At 67.1% G+C, this 18,228-nt stretch carries 19 protein-coding genes; 13 read left to right on the plus strand and 6 right to left on the minus strand.

All coding sequences use genetic code 11. The annotated features are described in order from the left end of the window. Positions 1-11 precede the first annotated feature (11 nt). Positions 12-1,331, plus strand: a complete 1,320-nt coding sequence (locus ACYVN4_RS07005; RefSeq protein WP_460718464.1) for an ABC transporter ATP-binding protein — start codon at positions 12-14, stop codon at positions 1,329-1,331. A 16-nt stretch (positions 1,332-1,347) separates the two neighbouring features. Here ACYVN4_RS07005 and ACYVN4_RS07010 read toward each other — a convergent pair whose 3' ends face one another. Next, on the minus strand, positions 1,348-1,650 hold the full coding sequence (locus ACYVN4_RS07010) for a hypothetical protein (RefSeq protein WP_460718465.1): 303 nt from the start codon (positions 1,648-1,650) through the stop codon (positions 1,348-1,350). Between the two features lie 150 nt (positions 1,651-1,800). Here ACYVN4_RS07010 and ACYVN4_RS07015 point away from each other — a divergent pair, with 150 nt between their 5' ends. From ACYVN4_RS07015 to ACYVN4_RS07025, 3 genes are read left to right on the plus strand one after another with little or no spacing between them, the layout of a single operon-like run. Continuing rightward, positions 1,801-2,199 carry a VOC family protein gene (locus ACYVN4_RS07015; RefSeq protein ID WP_460718466.1) on the plus strand — a complete coding sequence of 133 codons (399 nt, stop codon included), beginning with the start codon at positions 1,801-1,803 and terminating at the stop codon, positions 2,197-2,199. Continuing rightward, positions 2,196-2,759 (plus strand): UbiX family flavin prenyltransferase, encoded by a 564-nt coding sequence (locus tag ACYVN4_RS07020; RefSeq protein ID WP_460718467.1) that lies wholly within the window; start codon positions 2,196-2,198, stop codon positions 2,757-2,759. The genes ACYVN4_RS07015 and ACYVN4_RS07020 overlap by 4 nt, the downstream gene beginning before the upstream one ends. A 31-nt stretch (positions 2,760-2,790) precedes the next feature. Then, positions 2,791-4,284 (plus strand): UbiD family decarboxylase, encoded by a 1,494-nt coding sequence (locus ACYVN4_RS07025; RefSeq protein WP_460718468.1) that lies wholly within the window; start codon positions 2,791-2,793, stop codon positions 4,282-4,284. A 27-nt stretch (positions 4,285-4,311) separates the two neighbouring features. Here the strand turns inward: ACYVN4_RS07025 and ACYVN4_RS07030 are convergent, their stop codons facing one another. Then, the gene (locus tag ACYVN4_RS07030) at positions 4,312-5,076 is read right to left on the minus strand and encodes an SDR family NAD(P)-dependent oxidoreductase (protein ID WP_460718469.1); all 765 of its coding nucleotides are present in this window, start codon (positions 5,074-5,076) and stop codon (positions 4,312-4,314) included. Positions 5,077-5,237: 161 nt separating this feature from the next. On the opposite strand from ACYVN4_RS07030, the gene ACYVN4_RS07035 reads away from it, so the two are divergent. The 3 genes from ACYVN4_RS07035 to ACYVN4_RS07045 all read left to right on the plus strand — a co-directional run bounded on the left by ACYVN4_RS07035 (position 5,238) and on the right by ACYVN4_RS07045 (position 7,661). Then, on the plus strand, positions 5,238-5,891 hold the full coding sequence (locus ACYVN4_RS07035; protein ID WP_460718470.1) for a TMEM175 family protein: 654 nt from the start codon (positions 5,238-5,240) through the stop codon (positions 5,889-5,891). Between the two features lie 103 nt (positions 5,892-5,994). Beyond that, entirely contained in the window at positions 5,995-6,471 is a 477-nt protein-coding gene (locus ACYVN4_RS07040; RefSeq protein WP_460718471.1) for an RDD family protein, read from the plus strand. A 23-nt stretch (positions 6,472-6,494) separates the two neighbouring features. After that, positions 6,495-7,661, plus strand: coding sequence for a serine hydrolase domain-containing protein (locus ACYVN4_RS07045; protein WP_460718472.1), 1,167 nt, complete (start codon positions 6,495-6,497; stop codon positions 7,659-7,661). Here ACYVN4_RS07045 and ACYVN4_RS07050 read toward each other — a convergent pair. The 3 genes from ACYVN4_RS07050 to ACYVN4_RS07060 form a co-directional block, all read right to left on the minus strand. Beyond that, positions 7,645-8,160: a hypothetical protein gene (locus ACYVN4_RS07050; RefSeq protein WP_460718473.1), complete on the minus strand. Its 516-nt coding sequence runs from the start codon at positions 8,158-8,160 to the stop codon at positions 7,645-7,647. The genes ACYVN4_RS07045 and ACYVN4_RS07050 overlap by 17 nt on opposite strands. Before the next feature lie 130 nt (positions 8,161-8,290). Further along, on the minus strand, positions 8,291-10,051 hold the full coding sequence (gene argS, locus ACYVN4_RS07055) for an arginine--tRNA ligase (RefSeq protein WP_460718474.1): 1,761 nt from the start codon (positions 10,049-10,051) through the stop codon (positions 8,291-8,293). A gap of 78 nt (positions 10,052-10,129) precedes the next feature. After that, complete coding sequence (locus ACYVN4_RS07060; RefSeq protein WP_460718475.1) at positions 10,130-10,969, minus strand: MmyB family transcriptional regulator; 840 nt, start codon at positions 10,967-10,969, stop codon at positions 10,130-10,132. Positions 10,970-11,050: 81 nt separating this feature from the next. Here ACYVN4_RS07060 and mraY point away from each other — a divergent pair, with 81 nt between their 5' ends. Then, on the plus strand, positions 11,051-12,139 hold the full coding sequence (gene mraY, locus ACYVN4_RS07065; protein ID WP_460718476.1) for a phospho-N-acetylmuramoyl-pentapeptide-transferase: 1,089 nt from the start codon (positions 11,051-11,053) through the stop codon (positions 12,137-12,139). A gap of 69 nt (positions 12,140-12,208) precedes the next feature. Here the strand turns inward: mraY and ACYVN4_RS07070 are convergent, their stop codons facing one another. Beyond that, on the minus strand, positions 12,209-13,789 hold the full coding sequence (locus ACYVN4_RS07070; protein WP_460718477.1) for a DHA2 family efflux MFS transporter permease subunit: 1,581 nt from the start codon (positions 13,787-13,789) through the stop codon (positions 12,209-12,211). A 278-nt stretch (positions 13,790-14,067) separates the two neighbouring features. Between ACYVN4_RS07070 and ACYVN4_RS07075 the strand changes: the two genes are divergently transcribed. The 5 genes from ACYVN4_RS07075 to ACYVN4_RS07095 are packed head-to-tail and all read left to right on the plus strand — an operon-like array spanning position 14,068 to position 18,085. Next, positions 14,068-14,289 (plus strand): hypothetical protein, encoded by a 222-nt coding sequence (locus ACYVN4_RS07075; RefSeq protein ID WP_460718478.1) that lies wholly within the window; start codon positions 14,068-14,070, stop codon positions 14,287-14,289. 38 nt (positions 14,290-14,327) lie between these two features. Further along, positions 14,328-15,434: an SPFH domain-containing protein gene (locus ACYVN4_RS07080; protein WP_460718479.1), complete on the plus strand. Its 1,107-nt coding sequence runs from the start codon at positions 14,328-14,330 to the stop codon at positions 15,432-15,434. A 45-nt stretch (positions 15,435-15,479) separates the two neighbouring features. Further along, complete coding sequence (locus ACYVN4_RS07085) at positions 15,480-15,872, plus strand: cold-shock protein (RefSeq protein WP_460718480.1); 393 nt, start codon at positions 15,480-15,482, stop codon at positions 15,870-15,872. Between the two features lie 51 nt (positions 15,873-15,923). Further along, positions 15,924-17,024 (plus strand): ATP-dependent DNA ligase, encoded by a 1,101-nt coding sequence (locus ACYVN4_RS07090; RefSeq protein ID WP_460718481.1) that lies wholly within the window; start codon positions 15,924-15,926, stop codon positions 17,022-17,024. Then, on the plus strand, positions 17,021-18,085 hold the full coding sequence (locus ACYVN4_RS07095; RefSeq protein WP_460718482.1) for a DNA polymerase domain-containing protein: 1,065 nt from the start codon (positions 17,021-17,023) through the stop codon (positions 18,083-18,085). Before ACYVN4_RS07090 ends, ACYVN4_RS07095 begins: the two co-directional genes overlap by 4 nt. Positions 18,086-18,228 lie beyond the last annotated feature (143 nt).

Here is an 18,228-nt window from a genome sequence, read left to right on the forward strand (position 1 = left end):
AGGAGCCTGACATGACCGAAACCATTGCCACCGGCGAGGTTCTGATCGATCTGCAGGACATCGACATGTCCTTCACCGGCGCGTCGGGCGAGCGGCTCAATGTGCTCGATCAGGTGAATCTGCAACTGCGCGACGGGGAGATCGTGGCGCTGCTGGGCCGCTCGGGGTCGGGCAAGTCGACGATGCTGCGGTTGATCGCGGGGCTGCTGGCGCCGACCAGCGGTGAGGTGCGCTACCGGGATCGGCCGTTGCGGGGCTCCAATCCCGGTGCGGCGCTGGTGTTCCAGTCGTTTGCGCTGATGCCGTGGCTGACGGTGCAGGACAATGTGGAGTTGGGGTTGGCCGCGCGCGGGGTGCCGCCCGCGGCGCGGCGGCAGCGTGCGCTCGAGGCGATCGACCGCATCGGTCTGGACGGTTTCGAGACCGCCTACCCCAAGGAACTGTCCGGTGGGATGCGCCAACGCGTCGGGTTTGCTCGCGCGCTGGTGCTGGAGCCGGACCTGTTGCTGATGGATGAGCCGTTCTCGGCGCTGGATGTGCTGACGGCGGAGAATCTGCGCACGGAGCTGGTGAATCTGTGGGCCACCAAGGACTTTCCCACCAAATGTGTGTGCATCGTGACCCACAATATCGAGGAAGCGGTGCAGCTGGCGGACCGCGTGGTGGTGCTGGGCTCGAATCCGGGGCGCATCATCGCCGAGGTCACCGTGGATCAGCCGCGGCCGCGTAATCGGCGTGCGCCGGGGTTCGTGGCGTTGGTGGATCAGATCTACGGGCTGCTCACCGGCCGCGACACCGAAACCATTGCCACGCCCACGGATACCTCGACGCCGTTCGCGGTGCCGCTGCCGGACGCCTCGGTCGGCGGGATCGCGGGTCTGCTGGAGTTGGTGTACGGCAACAGTGGTCGCGCGGATCTGCCGGTGGTGGCCGATGAGCTCAACTTCGAACTCGATGATCTGATGCCGCTGGTGGATGCGGCGGCGCTGCTGGGTTTCTTGCTGGTGGAATCCGGTGACGTGATCCTGACGAATGTGGGCGCGAACTTCACCAATGCCGACATCCAGGGCAGCAAGGCCGTTTTCGCCGCGCAGGCCCGCCGCCGCGCCCCGCTGGTGCGCACCATCTGCAGTGCGCTGGTGGGCAGCAGCGACGAGACCGTGCGCGCGGATTTCATTCTGGATCTGTTGCAGCGCGGCTTCTCCGACGAGGACGCACGCCGGCAACTGGATCTGGCCATCGAGTGGGGCCGCTACGCCGAGTTGTACGACTACGACACCGATTCCGGGCGGATCACCGCCGACCCGGCCGCCGACCTGCGCGCCTCCTGAACGGCCCGCTGCCGCGCTACCCGGCGGATCCCGCCGTCGGGTGCGGGTTCTGCTCCGGGGTGCAGCGGTAGAGCTTGCCGTCGATGGTCGTCCAGGTCTGGCTGCGGCCCAGGAATTTGCATTGGTCGATGTCGGATTTCAGGTAGATGTTGCCGTCGGGTCCTCCGATGCACTGGTTCTCGGCGAAGATCTTGCCGTTTTCCACGGTGTAGCTCACGCAGTCGGGGGCAGGTTCGGGGTCGTCGGCGTGGGCAACGGCCACCCCGGCCCACAGCATCGGTCCCACGACGAGCGCGCTTCCGGCGATTCGTTTCAGCACATCTGCTCCTTTGCGTTCGGTACGTCGCGATCTGTTACTCCCTGACACGAACCGTCCTTTTCCTGTGCGCCGGGGTGACACAAGATCGGTGACAGGCGTCGAACGGTCCGCCGGGTCGGTCGCCTCTCGGCTGCGAAAGGCTTGTGTTACATGGGAATTCACTACTGCTATACACCGGTTCGGGTCGGCATCGAGAACTTCGAGCGGAGTGTCGCGTACTACGCGGATGTCTTCGGTGAGCCGTGCCGGTTGCATTTCCGCTATGAGACGGGCGGGCTGGATATTGCGACCGTCGGGCGGGTGGTGGTCGTCGGTGGATCCGAGCGGGATCTGGCCGCTGCGCCGCGGCAGGATCTGGTGGCGATGGTCGATTCACTCGAGCGTTGGCGGGCGGGGCTGCCTGCGGGGACCACGGTCGTGCAGGAACCCGCTGATATCCCGACGGGCCGAAATATCTTGGTGCGCAATCCCGACGGCACGCTGTTCGAATACGTCGAGCTCGATCCGGCCCGGGTGGCCGCGGTCAATCTCGCCGCTGTCGGGCGGTGAGCGCCGAGCGGCTGGTGGTCGGTATCAGTGGTGCCACCGGCATCGCCTACGGGATCCGCGCGCTCGAGGCCGCGCGCAAGGCCGGTGTCGAAACCCATCTGGTGGTGACGGCGGCCGGTCAGCAGACCCGCGCCTTCGAAACCGATTTGTCCGCTGCGGATTTGGCGCAGTTGGCCGATGTGGTTTATCGCCCGGCCGATATCGGGGCGGCGATCGCGTCGGGCTCGTTTCGGACGATGGGGATGCTGGTGGCGCCGTGCTCGATTCGCAGCCTCTCGGCGATCGCGTACGCCAACAATGACAATCTGCTCACCCGGGCGGCGGATGTGACGCTCAAGGAGCGGCGTCGGCTGGTGGTGATGGTGCGTGAAACCCCGCTCACGCTGGCGCATCTGCGGGCCATGACCGCGGTCACCGAGATGGGTGGCGTTGTCATGCCGCCGGTGCCCGCGTTCTATCTGCGCCCGCAAACCCTCGATGACGTGGTCGATCACAGTGTCGGCCGTGCCCTGGATCTGCTCGGCATCGAGCAGCCCGATCTCCCCCGCTGGGGCGAATGACCGCCCCTTGGGCCTGTGCGAAGGAAAAACGTTGTCCCACATCAAGAGCCTGCGCGACTATCTCGACGCGTTGGAGGCGATCGGCGAGTTACAGCGGATCGAGTCCGAGGTCGATTGGCATCTCGAGGTCGGTGCGATCATTCGCCGCAGCTACGACCTGCACGCGCCCGCACCGTTGTTCACCAACCTGACCGGCTACCGGGACAGCGGTATGCGGCTGTTCGGGGCGCCCGCTTCGCTGAGTGCTGCCCGGCATCCGCTGGCGCGGTTGGCGTTGTCGATCGGGTTGTCCGCCGAGAGCACCGGTCAGCAGATCGTGGACGTGCTGGCCGATGCGCGTAGCAAACCCGGGATCGAACCGGTGGTCGTCGATCGTGCTGCGGCGCCGTGCAAGCAGCACGTCATGGTCGGTGACGCTGTCGATCTGACGGTGTTTCCGACCCCGTGGATTCACGGCAATGACGGCGGCCGCTACATCCAGACCTTCGGCACCAATATCGCCAAGACCCCGGACGGGTCGTGGACCAACTGGTCGATCAACCGGATGATGATCCACGACAAGGCCACCCTCGCGTGTCTGCTGCCGCGCACGCAGCAGATCGGCATCATCCGCTCGCAGTGGATCGAGGCGGGCACACCGATGCCGGTCGCGGTGGCGTTGGGTGTGGAGCCCGGGCTGCCGGTCGTGGGCGCGATGCCGTTGCCGCAGGGGGTCGATGAAAGTCATTACCTCGGTGCGGTTTTCGGTGAGGGCCTGGAGTTGGTGGCGGCCGAGACCGTCGATCTGCTGGTGCCTGCGAGCGCCGAGATCGTCATCGAGGGCTATGTCGCGATCGAGGAGACGGTCCCGGAGGGCCCGTTCAACGAGTACCCCGGCTACAACGCCACCGAGTCCTCGCCCAAGGCGGCCTTGCACGTCACCGCGATCACATACCGCGACAAGGCGATTCTGCCGGTGGTGGCCGCGGGGCCGCCCGTCGAGGAGGACAGCACCGTCACCGGCACGGCCGCGGCGGCCGAGATCCTGCATCTGCTGAGGGAGGCCGGGCTGCCGATCTCCTCGGCCTGGTACAACCCCGAGGCAGCGTTGCACTGGCTCACCCTGGCGGTGCGCCGCGATTGGCACGAGACTACCGGTTTGGCCTCGCACGAACTCGTGGCCAAGATCGCCGAGGTGGTGCTGGGCGGTCCGGCCGCCGTGCACGCCCCGAAGACCCTCGTGGTGGAAGACGATGTCGACATCACCAACCTCGCGGAGGTGGTGTGGGCGTTCGCGACACGCTCGCACCCGGATGTCGACCGCGGCGAATTCCACTATCCGCGCAAGCTCACCGACCCGCTGGCCATCTACCTGAACGCCGAGGAGCAGCACGGGTTCAGCGCGGGCAAGGTGATCTACAACTGCCTGCTCGCCGACCTCTATCCGACCGACCGTCGACCGTCCAAGGGCAGCTTCGAGCACGGCTGGCCCGCCGAGATCCAGGCGCGGGTCCTGGACCGTTGGAGCGAGTACGGCTACCGGTGAGCTCCGATTCCGTTGTGAGGCAGCCGTTCACACCATGGCGGTGGGGATGACGGTGGTCAGGCCGCCGTCGACGAGGAGGTCTTGGCCGGTGATGTAGGAGGCGTCGGCGGAGGCGAGGAAGGCGACGGTGGCGGCGACCTCGGCGGGGCTGCCGATGCGCCCGGCCGCCACCAGGGTCGCGGCGGCCGCCTGGGCGTCGGGGGTGACTTCGGCGCGGTAGGCGGGGGTGTCGATGAAGCCGGGGCTCACGGAGTTGACGCGAATGGCCTTGGGGGCCAGCTCGGCTGCCAGGGTGCGGGTGAGGTTGTGCACGGCGGCCTTGGTGGCCGAGTAGAGGGCGGTGCCGGGGGTGCCGCGGTAGAGGGCGAAGGAGGCGTTGATGACGATCGCGCCGCCCTCGCTCAGCAGGGGCAGGGCGTGCTGGATGGTGAAGAACGCGGCCTTGAAGTTGATGGCGACCACGCGGTCGAATTCGTCGGGGGTGACGGCGGTGACGGGTTGGAAGGCGCCGATACCGGCGTTGACGAATAGTACGTCGATGCGGCCGAAGCGTTCGCGCAGGGTGCGGGTCAGGGCGGCGAGATCCTCAGGATCGGTGGCGTCCCCGGCGATCGCGGTCGCACCGGCGCCGAGTTCGGTGACGGCGGCGTCGAGGCGGGTCTTGTCGCGGCCGGTGATGATCACCTGCGCGCCTTCGGCGATCAGGCGGTGGGCGGTGGCCAGGCCCATGCCGCTGCTGCCGCCGGTGATGAGGGCGATCTTGTTGTCGAAGCGGGATGCGTTGTGTGTCATGGCTTCGAGCTTGCTGGGGTGCGGGCGGGGCAAACAGTGCGTGTTTATGGTGGGTGTGCCACCACCACCTTCGGTCGTGTGCGTACCGGGGCCTACTGCCGTGTCGGTGGCCAATTCCCCCGCTGCCCAGGGTGTTTCGCGTCCGGGTTAGGGTGCGGCGCATGACGCGTTATCACCGCATCGCCGGGCAGGATCTGGGTCGGCTGGGGGCCTTGAGCGATGGCATCTTCGCGGTCGCCATGACGTTGCTGGTGCTGGAGTTGCATGTGCCCGCCGGACAGGCGTGGCAGGAGCGGCTGTTGTGGAGCGCGGGGGCGGTGTCGGCGGAAGAGCCGGTGTGGCATGCCCTCACGCATGTCGGTCCCCAGTTCTTGATCTGTTTCCTGGGTTTTCTCACCTTGGGGATGTTCTGGATCGGGCAGCAGACCCAGCTCAATCTCCTTGCGCGCGCCGACCGGACGCTGGCGTGGATTCATTTGATGCTGTTGTTCGGTGTCGCGATGGTGCCGTTCGCGACCGCGTTGCTGGCGGCGTTTCCGCAGTCGCGGTTGGCGTTGGGGGTGTACTGGGTGGGGCTGCTGTATCTGGGGTTGGTGCAGTTGGGCAGTCTGCGGTATGCGCGGCGGGCCGGGCTGCTGGCCGAATCCAGCGAACCCGGTGATGTGCGCGCGATCCGGGATCGGATCGTGGTGGTGCAGGTGCTGTATGCGGTGAGCGTGGCGTTGTGCCCGGTCAGTACGTATCTGAGCATCGGGTTGATCATCGCGCTGCAGGTCAATTCGGCGGTCTCGCCGCGGATTCTGCACCGGTTCTGACCCGCGGGAATCAGGGTCGATGCCGGGGAGGTCCCTGATGCGGGCGGGTGGCTCGCGGCGACAGGATGGTATCGAGCAAGTGTGGTCGATACGAGGAGGAACGATGACCACGGGTGATTACGGGCAGTACGGGTACCTGGGGTCGACGGTCGGGGTGACCCCGGCGGGGATCGGCTCGCGCGCGGCGGCGCGGTTCATCGACTGGATCATCGCCGGGATCGTCGGGGCGATCCTGTTCTGGCTGTTGAACATCGGCTCGAACCTGCCGGGCTGGATCGACATCCTGCCGGGTGCGGGCTTCGGGTTCCTGTACTTCGTGGGCTTCGAGGTGTTGACCGGTGCCACGCCCGGCAAGCGGATTCTGGGCCTGCACGTCAACGGCGCTCACGGCGCACCCAAGCCGAGTCTGGCGGATTCGGCCAAGCGCAACGCCTACATGCTGTTGAACCTGATCCCGTGGGTCGGTGGGTTGCTGTGGTTCTGCGCGGCGATCGCGATCGCGGTGACGGTGTCGGCGAGCCCGACCAAGCAGGGCTGGCACGACAACTTCGCCGACGGCACGCAGGTGGTCAAGGGCTGATCGCGGCGATCACGACTTCGACTGTGCGCCAACGTCTTCCCCTCATGCTGGGTGTGGCGACGCTGCTGCTCACCGCCTGCGGCGTCGCCGGACCCACCCCGATCTCGTTGGCGGAGCGGTTGCGTCGCGACGCCGAGGCGATCCACGCCCTCGGCATCAGCGGAGTGCAGGCCCGCACCATCACCGCCGACGGCACGGAGTTGATCACGATCAGCGGCAACGCAGACCCGGCCACCGCCGCCCCGATCGACCCGGACGGGTATTTCCGGATGGCCAGCACCGCCAAGACGCTGCTGGCGACGGTGGTGCTGCAACTCGACGCCGAGGGCACCCTGCACCTCGACGACACTCTCGCGCGTTGGCTGCCGGAGGCGCTGCGGGGCAGCGCGATCGACGCCGACCACATCACCGTGCGCCAACTGCTGCAGCACACCAGCGGAATTCACGACGATCTGCCCGGCTACACCACCCCCGCGGAGTACTACCAGCAGCGCCACGACATCTACACCTCCCAACAGCTGCTCGCCCGGGCCGCCGCCCACGCCCCCGATTTCGCCCCCGGCGCGGGCTGGGCTTACTCCAACACCGGCTACGTCCTGCTGGGCATGATCATCGAGCGAGCCACCAGCCGCACCTCGCACCGGGAAATCCAGGACCGCATCCTCACCCCGCTCGCGATGACCCGCACCCACTGGCTCGGCACCTCCCCCACCCTGCCCGATCCGCACGCCCGCGCCTATCAATTCTTCGGCCCTGGTTCGGAACTCGATGTCACCGACCAGATCGCCGTCGATCCGGACATCCTGTCCTGGGTCACCACCACCCGCGACGAGAACACCTTCTTCCGCGCCCTGCTCTCAGGCCGCCTCCTGCCCGCCGCCCAACTGACCGCCATGAAGCACACCCTCCCCGTCAGCGCCGACCTGCAACAGCTATGGCCCAGCGGCCGCTACGGCCTCGGCCTGGCCGAACGCCCCTTGTCCTGCGGCGGCGCCTATTTCACCCACGAGGGCGGCGACGGCGGCTACATCACCCTCAACGGCGTCACCCCCGACGCCACCCGCAGCACCGTCCTGTCCATGTCCGAAGCTCTCGGCGACACCCCCACCCACATCCTCGCCCAGGAATCGGCCGCCTCCACCTTCATCGACCACGCCCTGTGCTCCCGGGATCTCAATCCCACCAAGTGACAACGGCCAGCCCCCGCGCCGATGCCCCGATATAGAACTCCCGCAGGGAACCCAGGTGCGGGGCCAGGTATTCGGCTGGGTGACAAAGCAATTGCGTGATGGACCCGCCGATCGCCTGCCGGGCCTGTTCGGCATCGATCGGCAGCGCGGCGAAGGTCTGCGCGACATCCACGTCCTGCAGTGCTTTCCCGATCTCGGCGACGATGTCGGACTCGATCACGGTGACCGGATGCACCATGATGCTGCGCGGGTGATCACGGTAGTCGGCGTTGAGCTCGTCGCCACCGTCGATACCGTGCCGCAGCGTGCCCAACGCCTCCGATCCCATCCCGGCGAGCTCGAACACCCGCAGCAACGCTTCACCGGCCCAATCGAGGTCGTAATAGTCGCTCGCAGGCGCCGCCGAGAACGAGCAGAGCCGGTCGACCTCCTCCGCGGATTCCCGAAGACGGACCAACTGCCCGTGGGAGATCCGTGCGAGTTGCTGAGTCACCGCCACACCGCCATCCTGCCCGACAGTCCGCGATGACAGTGGGTGCCGCGCGCAGTTCAAGATCAGGGAGCACTCAGTGCGGGAATTTGTCCGGTTCACCGCGCTGAGTACTCCCTGATCTTGGTCGAGGGGTGGGTTACAGGCGGGCGGGGGCGGCGATGCCGAGGAGGGAGAGGCCGTGGGCGAGGGTGTGGGAGGTCAATTGGCACAGGGCGATTCGGTTGGTGCGGGCCGGGGCTGGGGCGGTGAGGACGGGGCAGGTGTCGTAGAAGGTGGTGAAAGTGCGGGACAGGTCGTAGAGGTAGGTGGCTAGGCAGTGGGGTTCGAGGGTGGTGGCGACGTCGGATAGGACGCTCGCGTAGTCGTCGAGGGTGAGGAGCAGGGCGCGTTCGGGCGGGGCGACGGGCGCGGTGGTGTCGATCTCCAACATTGCGGGGTCGTCGGTCTTGCGGAGGATCGAGTGGATGCGGGCGTGCGCGTATTGCAGGTAGACGGCGGTGTTGCCGGTGAAGGCGGTCATGCGCGCGGGGTCGAAGGTGTAGTCCTTGATGCGGCTGGAGGAGAGGTCGGCGTATTTGACTGCGCCGATGCCTGCTTGTTCGGCGATCGAATCGAGTTCGGCGGCAGGTAGGTCGGGGTTTTTGTCTGCTACTACCGTGCGGGCGGCTGCTACGGCGGCGTCGAGGAGGTCCATCAGGCGGACGGTGGTGCCGGCGCGGGTTTTGAAGGGGGTGCCGTCGGGGCCGAGGATGGTGCCGTAGGCGACGTGTTCGGCGGTGACGGCGTCGGTGAGCCAGCCTGCGCGGCGGGCGGTTTCGAAGATGAGCGCGAAGTGCAGGGATTGGCGGGAGTCGGTGACGTAGAGCAGTCGGTCGGCGTGCAGGGTGGTGATGCGGTAGCGGATGGTGGCCAGATCGGTGCTGTCGTAGCCGTAGCCGCCGTCACGTTTGCGGACCATGAGCACGACCGGGGTGCCGTCGGGGCCGTCGACGTGCTCGGACTCGACGACGATCGCGCCGTCACTGGGGATGGCGACGCCGGTGGCGAGCAGCTCGGCGGTGGTGGCGGCCAGCATCGGGTTGTAGAACGACTCCCCCGCATAGTCGTGCGCGGTCAGTAGCACGCCCAGGCGGTCGTAGATGGCGGCGAAGGCTTTCTCCGATTCGGCGACGATCTCCCGCCAGCGGGCCACCGTGGCGGCGTCACCGGATTGCAGGGCGACCACGCGGGTGCGGGCACGGTCGGCGAAGGCGGGGTCGGCGTCGAAGCGGGCGCGGGCGGCCTTGTAGAGGGCGTCGAGCGCCGAGACGGTGGAGCCGGTGGTGAGATCGTCGGCGTGCCAGGGCTGTTCGGGGTGTTCGTCGATGTATTGGATCAGCATCCCGAATTGGGTGCCCCAGTCGCCGAGGTGGTTGGCGCGCACCACATCCGCGCCGAGGAACCCGAGTACCCGCGCGAGGCTGTCGCCGATGATGGTGGTGCGCAAGTGCCCGACGTGCATCTCCTTGGCCACATTGGGTGCGGAGTAGTCGATGACGATGCGCTGCCCGCGGGCGGGCTCGCCCACCCCGAGGCGCGGATCGTGCAGCCGCGCGGCCAGTTGCGTCCAGAGCGCGGTGTCGGTGACGGTGATGTTGAGGAATCCGGGCCCGGAGACGCTCACCTCGGCGATGACGCCGTCGGTACCGAGTCCACCGGCAATGTCAGCGGCCAGCAGCCGGGGTGTCATGGCGAAGCGTTTGGCCAGCGGCAGTGCGGCATTGGATTGGAAGTCGGCGTGCTCGGAGCGGCGTACCACCGGGTCGGCGCCTGCCAGGTCGGGGCGGGCACGCCCGATCGCCTGCGCCACCGTGGTGGCGACAGAGGTTTGCAGTGGCACGACGGGGGCGGCATCCATCTCGAGGTTCCTTTCCCGGGAATGATCGAGAAACCTCAGTATCGCAGCGCCCGCCACCGGTTTTCGCTGCTCGCGCGCTCAGGCGGGTGGGGCCAGGCGCAGCCGCGGCAGCCGGGTCAGGCGGGCGGCGGTGTCGTGGGCGGGGCGGGGGTTGTAGAGCACGATGTGGCGGTCGGGTTGGTCGGTGAGGGTGAGGGTGGTGGTGTCGAAGTAGAGGTCGCCGACCTCGGGGTGGTGCAGGGCGTTGACGGCTTGCTGCGCGGCGCCGACGTCGTGGCGTGACCACAGGGTCGCGAATTCGGTGCTGCGGGTGGCGAGTTCGCCGATGACGGTGGTGAAGCCGGGATCGTCGGGGCAGGGGGCGGTGTCGGCGCGGTAGGCGGCCACCACGGCGGGGGCGGCGTCGGACCACACGTCCCGCATGGCCAGGTAGCGCGGGTTGGTGAAGTAGGTGATCAGGCAGTTGTGGCCGGGGCCGTCGTAGCCGAAGACGGCGCGGGCGATGTCGTTGCAGGCCAGCACGTTCCAGTAGCGGTCGCGCAGCACGGCGGGCCGGTCGCCCCAGGCGTCGAGCAGGTTGCGCAGCTCGGGGCTCAGCGTGGGCCCGCTGTCGACGGCCCGGCACGGCGGGTTCATGCCGGCCAGGACGTAGAGGTGTGCGCGTTCGCCGTCGTCGAGTAGCAGGGCGGCGGCGACGGCGTCCAAGACTTCTGCCGAGACGGTGATGTCGCGGCCTTGTTCGAGCCACGTGTACCAGCTCACACCGACCCCGGCGACGACGGCGACTTCTTCGCGGCGCAGGCCCGGCGTGCGGCGGCGGCCGGCGGCGGGTAATCCGACCTGTTGGGGGCTGATGCGAGCGCGCCTGCCGCGCAGGAACTCTCGCAACAATTCTCGCCGCCCGTCACCACTTGCCATGCCCCACGCTAACAACGACGCCTGCCCGGATCGTCCCGCGCCCGGCTAGCATGTGTCCGAATTGGGTCTCGAGGGGGTCGGATGCGGCAGATTCTGGTGGCGGCGATGGTGGCGCTGGCGGTGTCGATTACGGTGACGCCGTTGCTGATTCGGCTGTTCACCCGCCGCCGGTTGGGGCAGCAGATCCGCGAGGACGGTCCGGCGACACATCTGGCCAAGCGCGGCACCCCGACCATGGGCGGCATCGCGCTGCTGATCGGTATGTGGGCCGGATACGGGGCCGCGCACCTGGTGGGTTCGCACTATGACGGCGTCGGCCCGTCGGCGTCGGGGCTGCTGGTGCTGGGGTTGGCCACTGCGCTGGGCGGGGTCGGGTTCCTCGATGACTACATCAAGCTGTCCAAACAGCGCAGTCTTGGATTGACCGCGTCGGGCAAATATGTCGGGCAGCTCAGTGCCGCCGTCATTTTCGGGGTGCTGGCATTGCATTTCCGTGGCGGTGGCGGGCTCACGCCGGGCAGCAAGCAGGTGTCGATCGTGCGCGACATCTCCACGGTGTCGCTCGGGGTGACCGGGTTTCTGGCGGCGGCGTGCCTGCTGGTGGTGGCGTGGTCGAACGCGGTGAACGTCACCGACGGCCTCGATGGGCTGGCCGCGGGGTCGATGGGGTTGGCGTTGGGGTCGTATGTGCTGATCACGTTCTGGCAGTACACGCATTCGTGTCAGGCCCGCGCGGTGCCGGGCTGCTACACGGTGCGTGATCCGCTGGATCTGTCGATCGTGTGCGCGGCCGCGGCCTCGGCGTGTGTCGGATTCCTGTGGTGGAACGCGGCTCCGGCGAAGATCATCATGGGTGATACGGGGTCGCTCGCGTTGGGCGGGTTGCTGGCCGGGTTGTCGATCACCAGCCGCACCGAGTTGCTGATGATCGCGGTGGGGGCGTTGTTCGTGGCCGAGATCGGTTCGGTGGCTTTGCAGATCGTCATGTTCCGCACCACACGGACCCGGCTGTTCAAGATGGCGCCGTTTCATCACCATTTCGAGCTGACGGGCTGGCCGGAGACGACGGTGAGTATCCGGTTCTGGCTGTTGTCGGCGATCGCGTCGGCGACCGGGTTGATCGCCTTCTACGGCGAGCATCTCTCGACCACGGGCTCGCAGCTGCCCTGAAACACGGTGTGGCCCACCCGCAATCGTGATTGCGGGTGGGCCACACGGGCATGCGGTGCGGTCTTGCGGTCAGTGCACCACGATGGGCGCGTCGGCCGCATCCGCGGGCACCGCGGGTTTACTGCGTGGCAGGAAGAACGCCGGAATCAGCGTGGCGACCAAGATGCACAGCGACACCACGAAGGTGTGCGCGAACGCCTTGGCGGCCAGATCGAAGCCCTCATTGAGCAGGGTTTGTGGCAGATGCGCGAGCTGATCGGTGTAGCGCGACCCGATGGCGGCATTGGCCAGGCTCGGATTCTTGGCACCCGGCGGTAGCGGGATGCCCTGGTCGGCGAGTGTCGCTCCGCGGTTCTCCAGACTGGTCAGCACCACGGAAATGGTTGCGGTGCCGATGGATCCGGCGGTCTGGTTGACGATGTTCATCAACGTCGAGCCGCGCGCCACCTGGGCGTGGGTGAGCGTCTGGATGGCGGCGGTCATGGTCGGCATCATGGTGCAGCCCATGCCCAGACCCATCACGAACAGCGCCACACACAGCGCCGCATACGGGGTGGTGGCGCTGACCTGGGTCAGGAACGCCATGCCCAGGCTCATCACCACGATGCCGGTGAGCACGATCTTGCCGGGGCCGATCTTGTCGACGAGCCGACCGGCGATCGGCATGGTGAGCATGGCGCCCAAGCCTTGTGGCGCGATGAGCAGACCGGCCATGAGCGTGGATTCCCCGCGCACCTGCTGCAGGTAGCTGGGCAGCAGCAGACCGGATCCGAAGAACGCCATGGCGAAACACACCATCGTGAGCACCGCGAACCGCAGCGACCGGTTCTGGAACAGGTGCAGGTCGATGAGCGGGTGTTCGGTGCGCAACGCGTGGAACACGAACGCCACCAACAGGATCAGCCCGATCACCGCCGGGATGAGCACCTTGCCCGACTTGACGGTGCCCTCACCGGGAATCGAGGACACACCGTAGAGGAACAGCGCCAAACCCGGTGAGGCCAGCAGCATGCCGACGAAGTCGAAGGTCTGCGAGGGTTCGGGGTTGTCGCGCGGGAAGACGATGAACGCCAGCGTCAGCGCGATCGCGCCGATGGGCACGTTGATCAGGAAGATCCAGTGCCAGGAGAAGGAGTCGATGAGCCAGCCGCCCAGGATGGGTCCCATGATCGGGCCCAGCAGCATGGGCACGCCCAGCACGGCCATGACGCGTCCGATGCGCTGCGGGCCGGCGGCGTGGGTCATGATCGTCATGCCCAGCGGCATCAGCATGCCGCCGCCGAGACCCTGCACGACGCGGAAGGCGATGAGCGACTCGATGTTCCAGGCCGTCGAGCACAGGATCGAGCCGAGCACGAAGAACACCAGCGCCATCATGTAGAGGCGTTTGGTGCCGAATCGGTCGGCGGCCCAACCGGTCAACGGGATGACGCTGGCCAGGGCGAGGGTGTAGCCGGTCATCGACCAGGCGGCGATGGCGGTGGTGGTGTTGAAGTCGTGCTGGAAGGTGGGGATCGCGACGGTCACGACCGTCACGTCCAGGATGGACATGATGGCGCCGAGCACCACGACGCCGGCGATTTTCAGTACGCCCGCGTCCAGTTTGTCGTCGGCGGAATCGGCCGCCGCCGTATCCGGAGGAGTGGTCACCGGTTCAGCCTGCCAGCCGGTCGGTCACGAAACCAGCACCTTTTGATATCGCCGTGAGTCGGCACATGCGCAGCCACCTCGTTTCGACGGCGGCGCGCGGCCGTCGTCCTCGTCGTGGACGGTGGATCACCCCGACACGCACAGGGCCGGGGCGCCGAGCCCACCGATCATACCGAGCGGTAGCAATTGTGGAGCAATGTTGCGGCGTCCCAGGTCGATCCGTGATCCGCGCGTACGCTGGGCGTTCTCAGCGATCCTGGTGGAGGAGTTCACACGCGATGACCGACCCGGTAGTCGGCTTGACCGGTACGCTGACCTCGCCGATCCGGGGTAAGGGAAACCTCGGGGAGGTGCGAGTCGCCATCCGAGGGGGAACCGAGCTCTACATCGCACGCGCCGAGGAACCCCTCGCGGCCGGTGTCACCGTGCTCGTGGTGGCCGTTCATCCGGGGCGGCTGGTCGATGTTGTTGCGTGGATTCCCCTTCCGGGCGATCGATAGATCGACAATCACTTATTCACCAGTAGAGGGAGACAACGATGCTGGGCTACCACGTACCCGATCCGGACGAGGCCATGCTGGTCAGCGGATCGCGCGGCAACAAGGACGGGTCCACGCCGTTTCGGGTGATCATCGGCCACGGCACGTTCGTGGTCCCGATGTTCCGCAAGGTGCGGTTCCTGTCGCTGGCGATGTTCGAGGCCGAGATCGGCGAACGCTGTGTCACCAAGCAGGCCATCCAGCTGGATGTGCGCGCGGTGATCGCATTCAAGGTCGCCAACGACACGCAGTCGATCGTCAATGCGGCGCAACGGTTCCTGTCCGAGCAGGAGCGCGAGATGAGCGTGCTGACCGGGCGCATCTTCTCCGGGCATCTGCGCTCGATCGTGGGCTCGATGACGGTGGAAGAGATCATCCGCGAGCGCCAGAAGCTCGCCGACGAGGTGCTCGTCGCCTCGAAGGTGGAGATGAGCAATATCGGGTTGTGGGTGGATTCCTTCCAGATCCAGTCCATCGACGACGGCAACCTCGGCTACATCGCCGCGCTGGCCGCCCCGCACAATGCCGCCATCCAGCGCGACGCCTCGATCGCGCAGGCCTCCGCCGCGCAGCTGGCCGCGCAGGCCGAGCAGGAGTCGCAGCGCAAGCAGGCCGAATACCAGCGTGAGACCGCGATCCTCAAGGCGCAGTATCAGCGCGATATCGACAAGGCCAATGCCGAAGCGGCGCAGGCGGGTCCGCTCGCGCAGGCCACCGCGTTGCAGGAGGTGCTCTCCGCGCGCGCCGAGCAGGCCCGCAAGGAGGCCGAGCTGCGCGAGCAGCAGCTGCAGACCGAGGTGGTCAAGCCCGCCCAAGCCGAGGCCGAGCGGGTGCGCATCCTGGCGGTCGCCGAGGCCGATCGCACGCGCATTCAGGCCGAGGCGGCGGCGTCGAACAATCGGATCGCGTTGGACCAGTTGCTGATCGAGCAGTTGCCCGAGATCGTCAAGCAGGCGTCGCTGGGGTTGTCGAAGGCGAATCTGACGGTGCTCAACGGTCCCGACGGGGTCAGCGAGATCGTCAACGGCATGGTGGGCCAGGGCCTGACCGTCTTCAATTCGTTGCAAAAGGCACTTTCTTCCAACAATGATCAGCCTGCGGACTAGAGTGGCCGTCTGAGAGGGACGCGGCGACGAGGAGCGGGTGTTTAGGTGTCCATCGGGAAATTGGTGTCGTTCGACAGCTCTCGGGGTTTCGGGTTCATTCGGCCGGAGGACGGCGGACCGGACGTGTTCGTGCACGTCAACGACATCGGGCTGGATGAGGACGAGCTGCGCCAGGGGCGGGTTTTCGAATTCGATGTGACCGAGGGTGATCGCGGACCCAAAGCGATCAACCTGGCGGTGGTGCCCGGGCAGGTCAGTCCGCCCCGGCACAAGGGCAAGGAGCATCGCGTGACGGGGGCGATGAGCGCGAACGAGCATCGTCGGTTGATCACCGAGCTGCTGTTGGATGCGTCGCCGCAGTTGACGGCGGCGGAGATCGTGACGATCCGGGATCGGCTCACGGCGTTCGCGGATCAGCACGGGTGGCTGGAAAACTGACCGGTTCGCATTACGATCGGTTGCGGGTCCACCGCGAACCGAGGAGGCCGTGTGCAACTGCCCGTGATGCCACCGGTGAAACCGATGCTGGCCAAATCGGTCTCCGAGCTGCCCCGCGAGGCTGGGCTGCTCTACGAGCCGAAGTGGGACGGCTTCCGCTGCATCGTGTTTCGTGACGGCGACGAGATCGAACTGGGTTCGCGCAACGATCGGCCCCTGACCCGGTATTTCCCCGAACTGGTGGAATTACTGGGTCAGGCGCTGCCGCCGCGGTGCGTGATCGACGGGGAGATCGTCGTGGTCACCGAGAACGGCCTGGACTTCGACACGCTGCAGAACCGGCTGCATCCCGCGGCGTCACGGGTCAACAAGCTGGCGGTGGAGACACCGGCGAGTTTCGTGGGCTTCGACCTGCTGGCTCTGGGCGATGAGGATCTGACCGATCGGCCCTTCTCCGAACGGCGCCGGGTGCTGGAATCGGTGCTCGACGGCCAGTTTTCGCGCCTGCACCTGACCCCGATCACCACCGACGCGGATACCGCGGCGGACTGGTTCACCCGGTTCGAGGGGGCGGGGTTCGACGGGGTGATGGCCAAGGCGGCGGATCTGGCGTATCTGCAGGACAAGCGGGTGATGCTCAAGATCAAGCATGAGCGGACCGCCGACTGTGTGATCGCGGGCTTCCGCTGGCACAAGGACGGCGAGGGGGTCGGGTCGCTGCTACTGGGGCTGTTCGACGACGAGGGTGCGCTGCATCATGTCGGGGTGGCGAGCTCGTTCACCGCGGCCCGGCGCAAGGAGCTGGTGACGGAGTTGGAACCGTTGCGGCACAACGCACTCGAGAATCATCCGTGGCGCTCGTGGGCGGATGCGGCCGCCCAAGCCAAGGCCGACGGCAAGATGCCCGGCGGGGTGAGTCGCTGGACCGGCGGCAAGGATCTGTCGTGGGAGGCGTTGCGGCCGGAGTTGGTGGCCGAGGTGCGCTACGAGCATGTGATGGCGGGCCGATTGCGTCACGGTGGGCGGCTGGTGCGTTTCCGCAGCGACCGCACCCCCGAATCGTGCACCTACGCTCAGCTCGACGAGGTCGCCCCGGCCGAACTGGCCGATATCTTCGCCGAGGCCAGGGCCGCGAAAGGGAAGCCGCAGTGAGTGATTCGGTGGATATCGAGGTGGCCGGGCACACCGTCACCATCTCCAATCCCGGCAAGATCTACTTCACCAAACGTGGTGACACCAAGCTGGATCTGGTGAATTACTACCTGGCGGTGGCCGAACCGATCATGCGCACCATCGGCGGCCGGCCGGTACTGCTGGAACGCTACCCCGACGGGGCGTCGGGCAAGTCCTGGTTTCAGAAGCGGGTACCGAAATCGGTGCCGGACTGGCTGCAGACCACGGTCGTCTCGACTCCCAACGGCACCGAGAGCGACGCCCTGGTCGCCGTCGACATGGCCCACATCCTGTGGGCAGTGAACTTGGGCTGCTTGGGTTTTCACGTCTGGGCCACCCACGCGGGCGCCGAAGCCGCCTCCACCTTCCCGCCCGTGCACGACGCCGCCGGAACCGTGCTGCCGCCCACCGGTGTCACCGATGAACTGCGCATCGACCTCGACCCCTCCCCCGGCATCGGCTTCGAAGACCTGCGCGCCGCCGCGTTCTCGGTGCGCGCGCTGTGCACCGAACTCGGCATCGATGTGCGTGTGAAGACCTCCGGCTCCCGTGGCCTGCACCTGTATGCCCTGCTGCAACCGAACTGGGACGGCTACCAGGTCCGCGCCGCCGCCGTAGCCCTGGCCCGCGAACTCGAACGCCGCCACCCCGACGACATCACTGCCGCCTGGTGGAAGGAAGAACGCGGCTCCCGAGTCTTCGTCGACTTCAACCAAAACGCCCCCCACAAAACAGTTTTCGGCGCCTGGTGCGTCCGCCCCAAGGTGGGCGCCCAAGTCTCCACCCCCATCTCCTGGGACACCCTGGAGTCGATCGTCCCCGACGAGTTGACCATCGCCACCGTCCCGGCCCGCGTCGCGGAGTTCGGCGACCCCTGGGCCGACCGCACTCCCCAATCCCTCGCCACCCTGCTGGAAATGTCCGAAAAGGACATGGCCGCAGGCTTGATGGACGCCCCCTGGCCCCCCGTCTACCCGAAGATGCCCAACGAGCCTTCGCGCGTGCAGCCGAGCAAGGCCCGTAAGGACACCAGCGACTGAGTCCCGCGGCCCGGCCCGGATTGAATGATCCTGTTGCGGCGCTGTGGCCGTGACGACGTGTTACCGCAGGAAGACGCAACCGCGGGTGAGACCGCGTCCCCGTGGAGATTCGATACCCCCTCGCTACGGTTACCGGACGACCC

Source organism: Nocardia heshunensis (genome assembly GCF_054782115.1).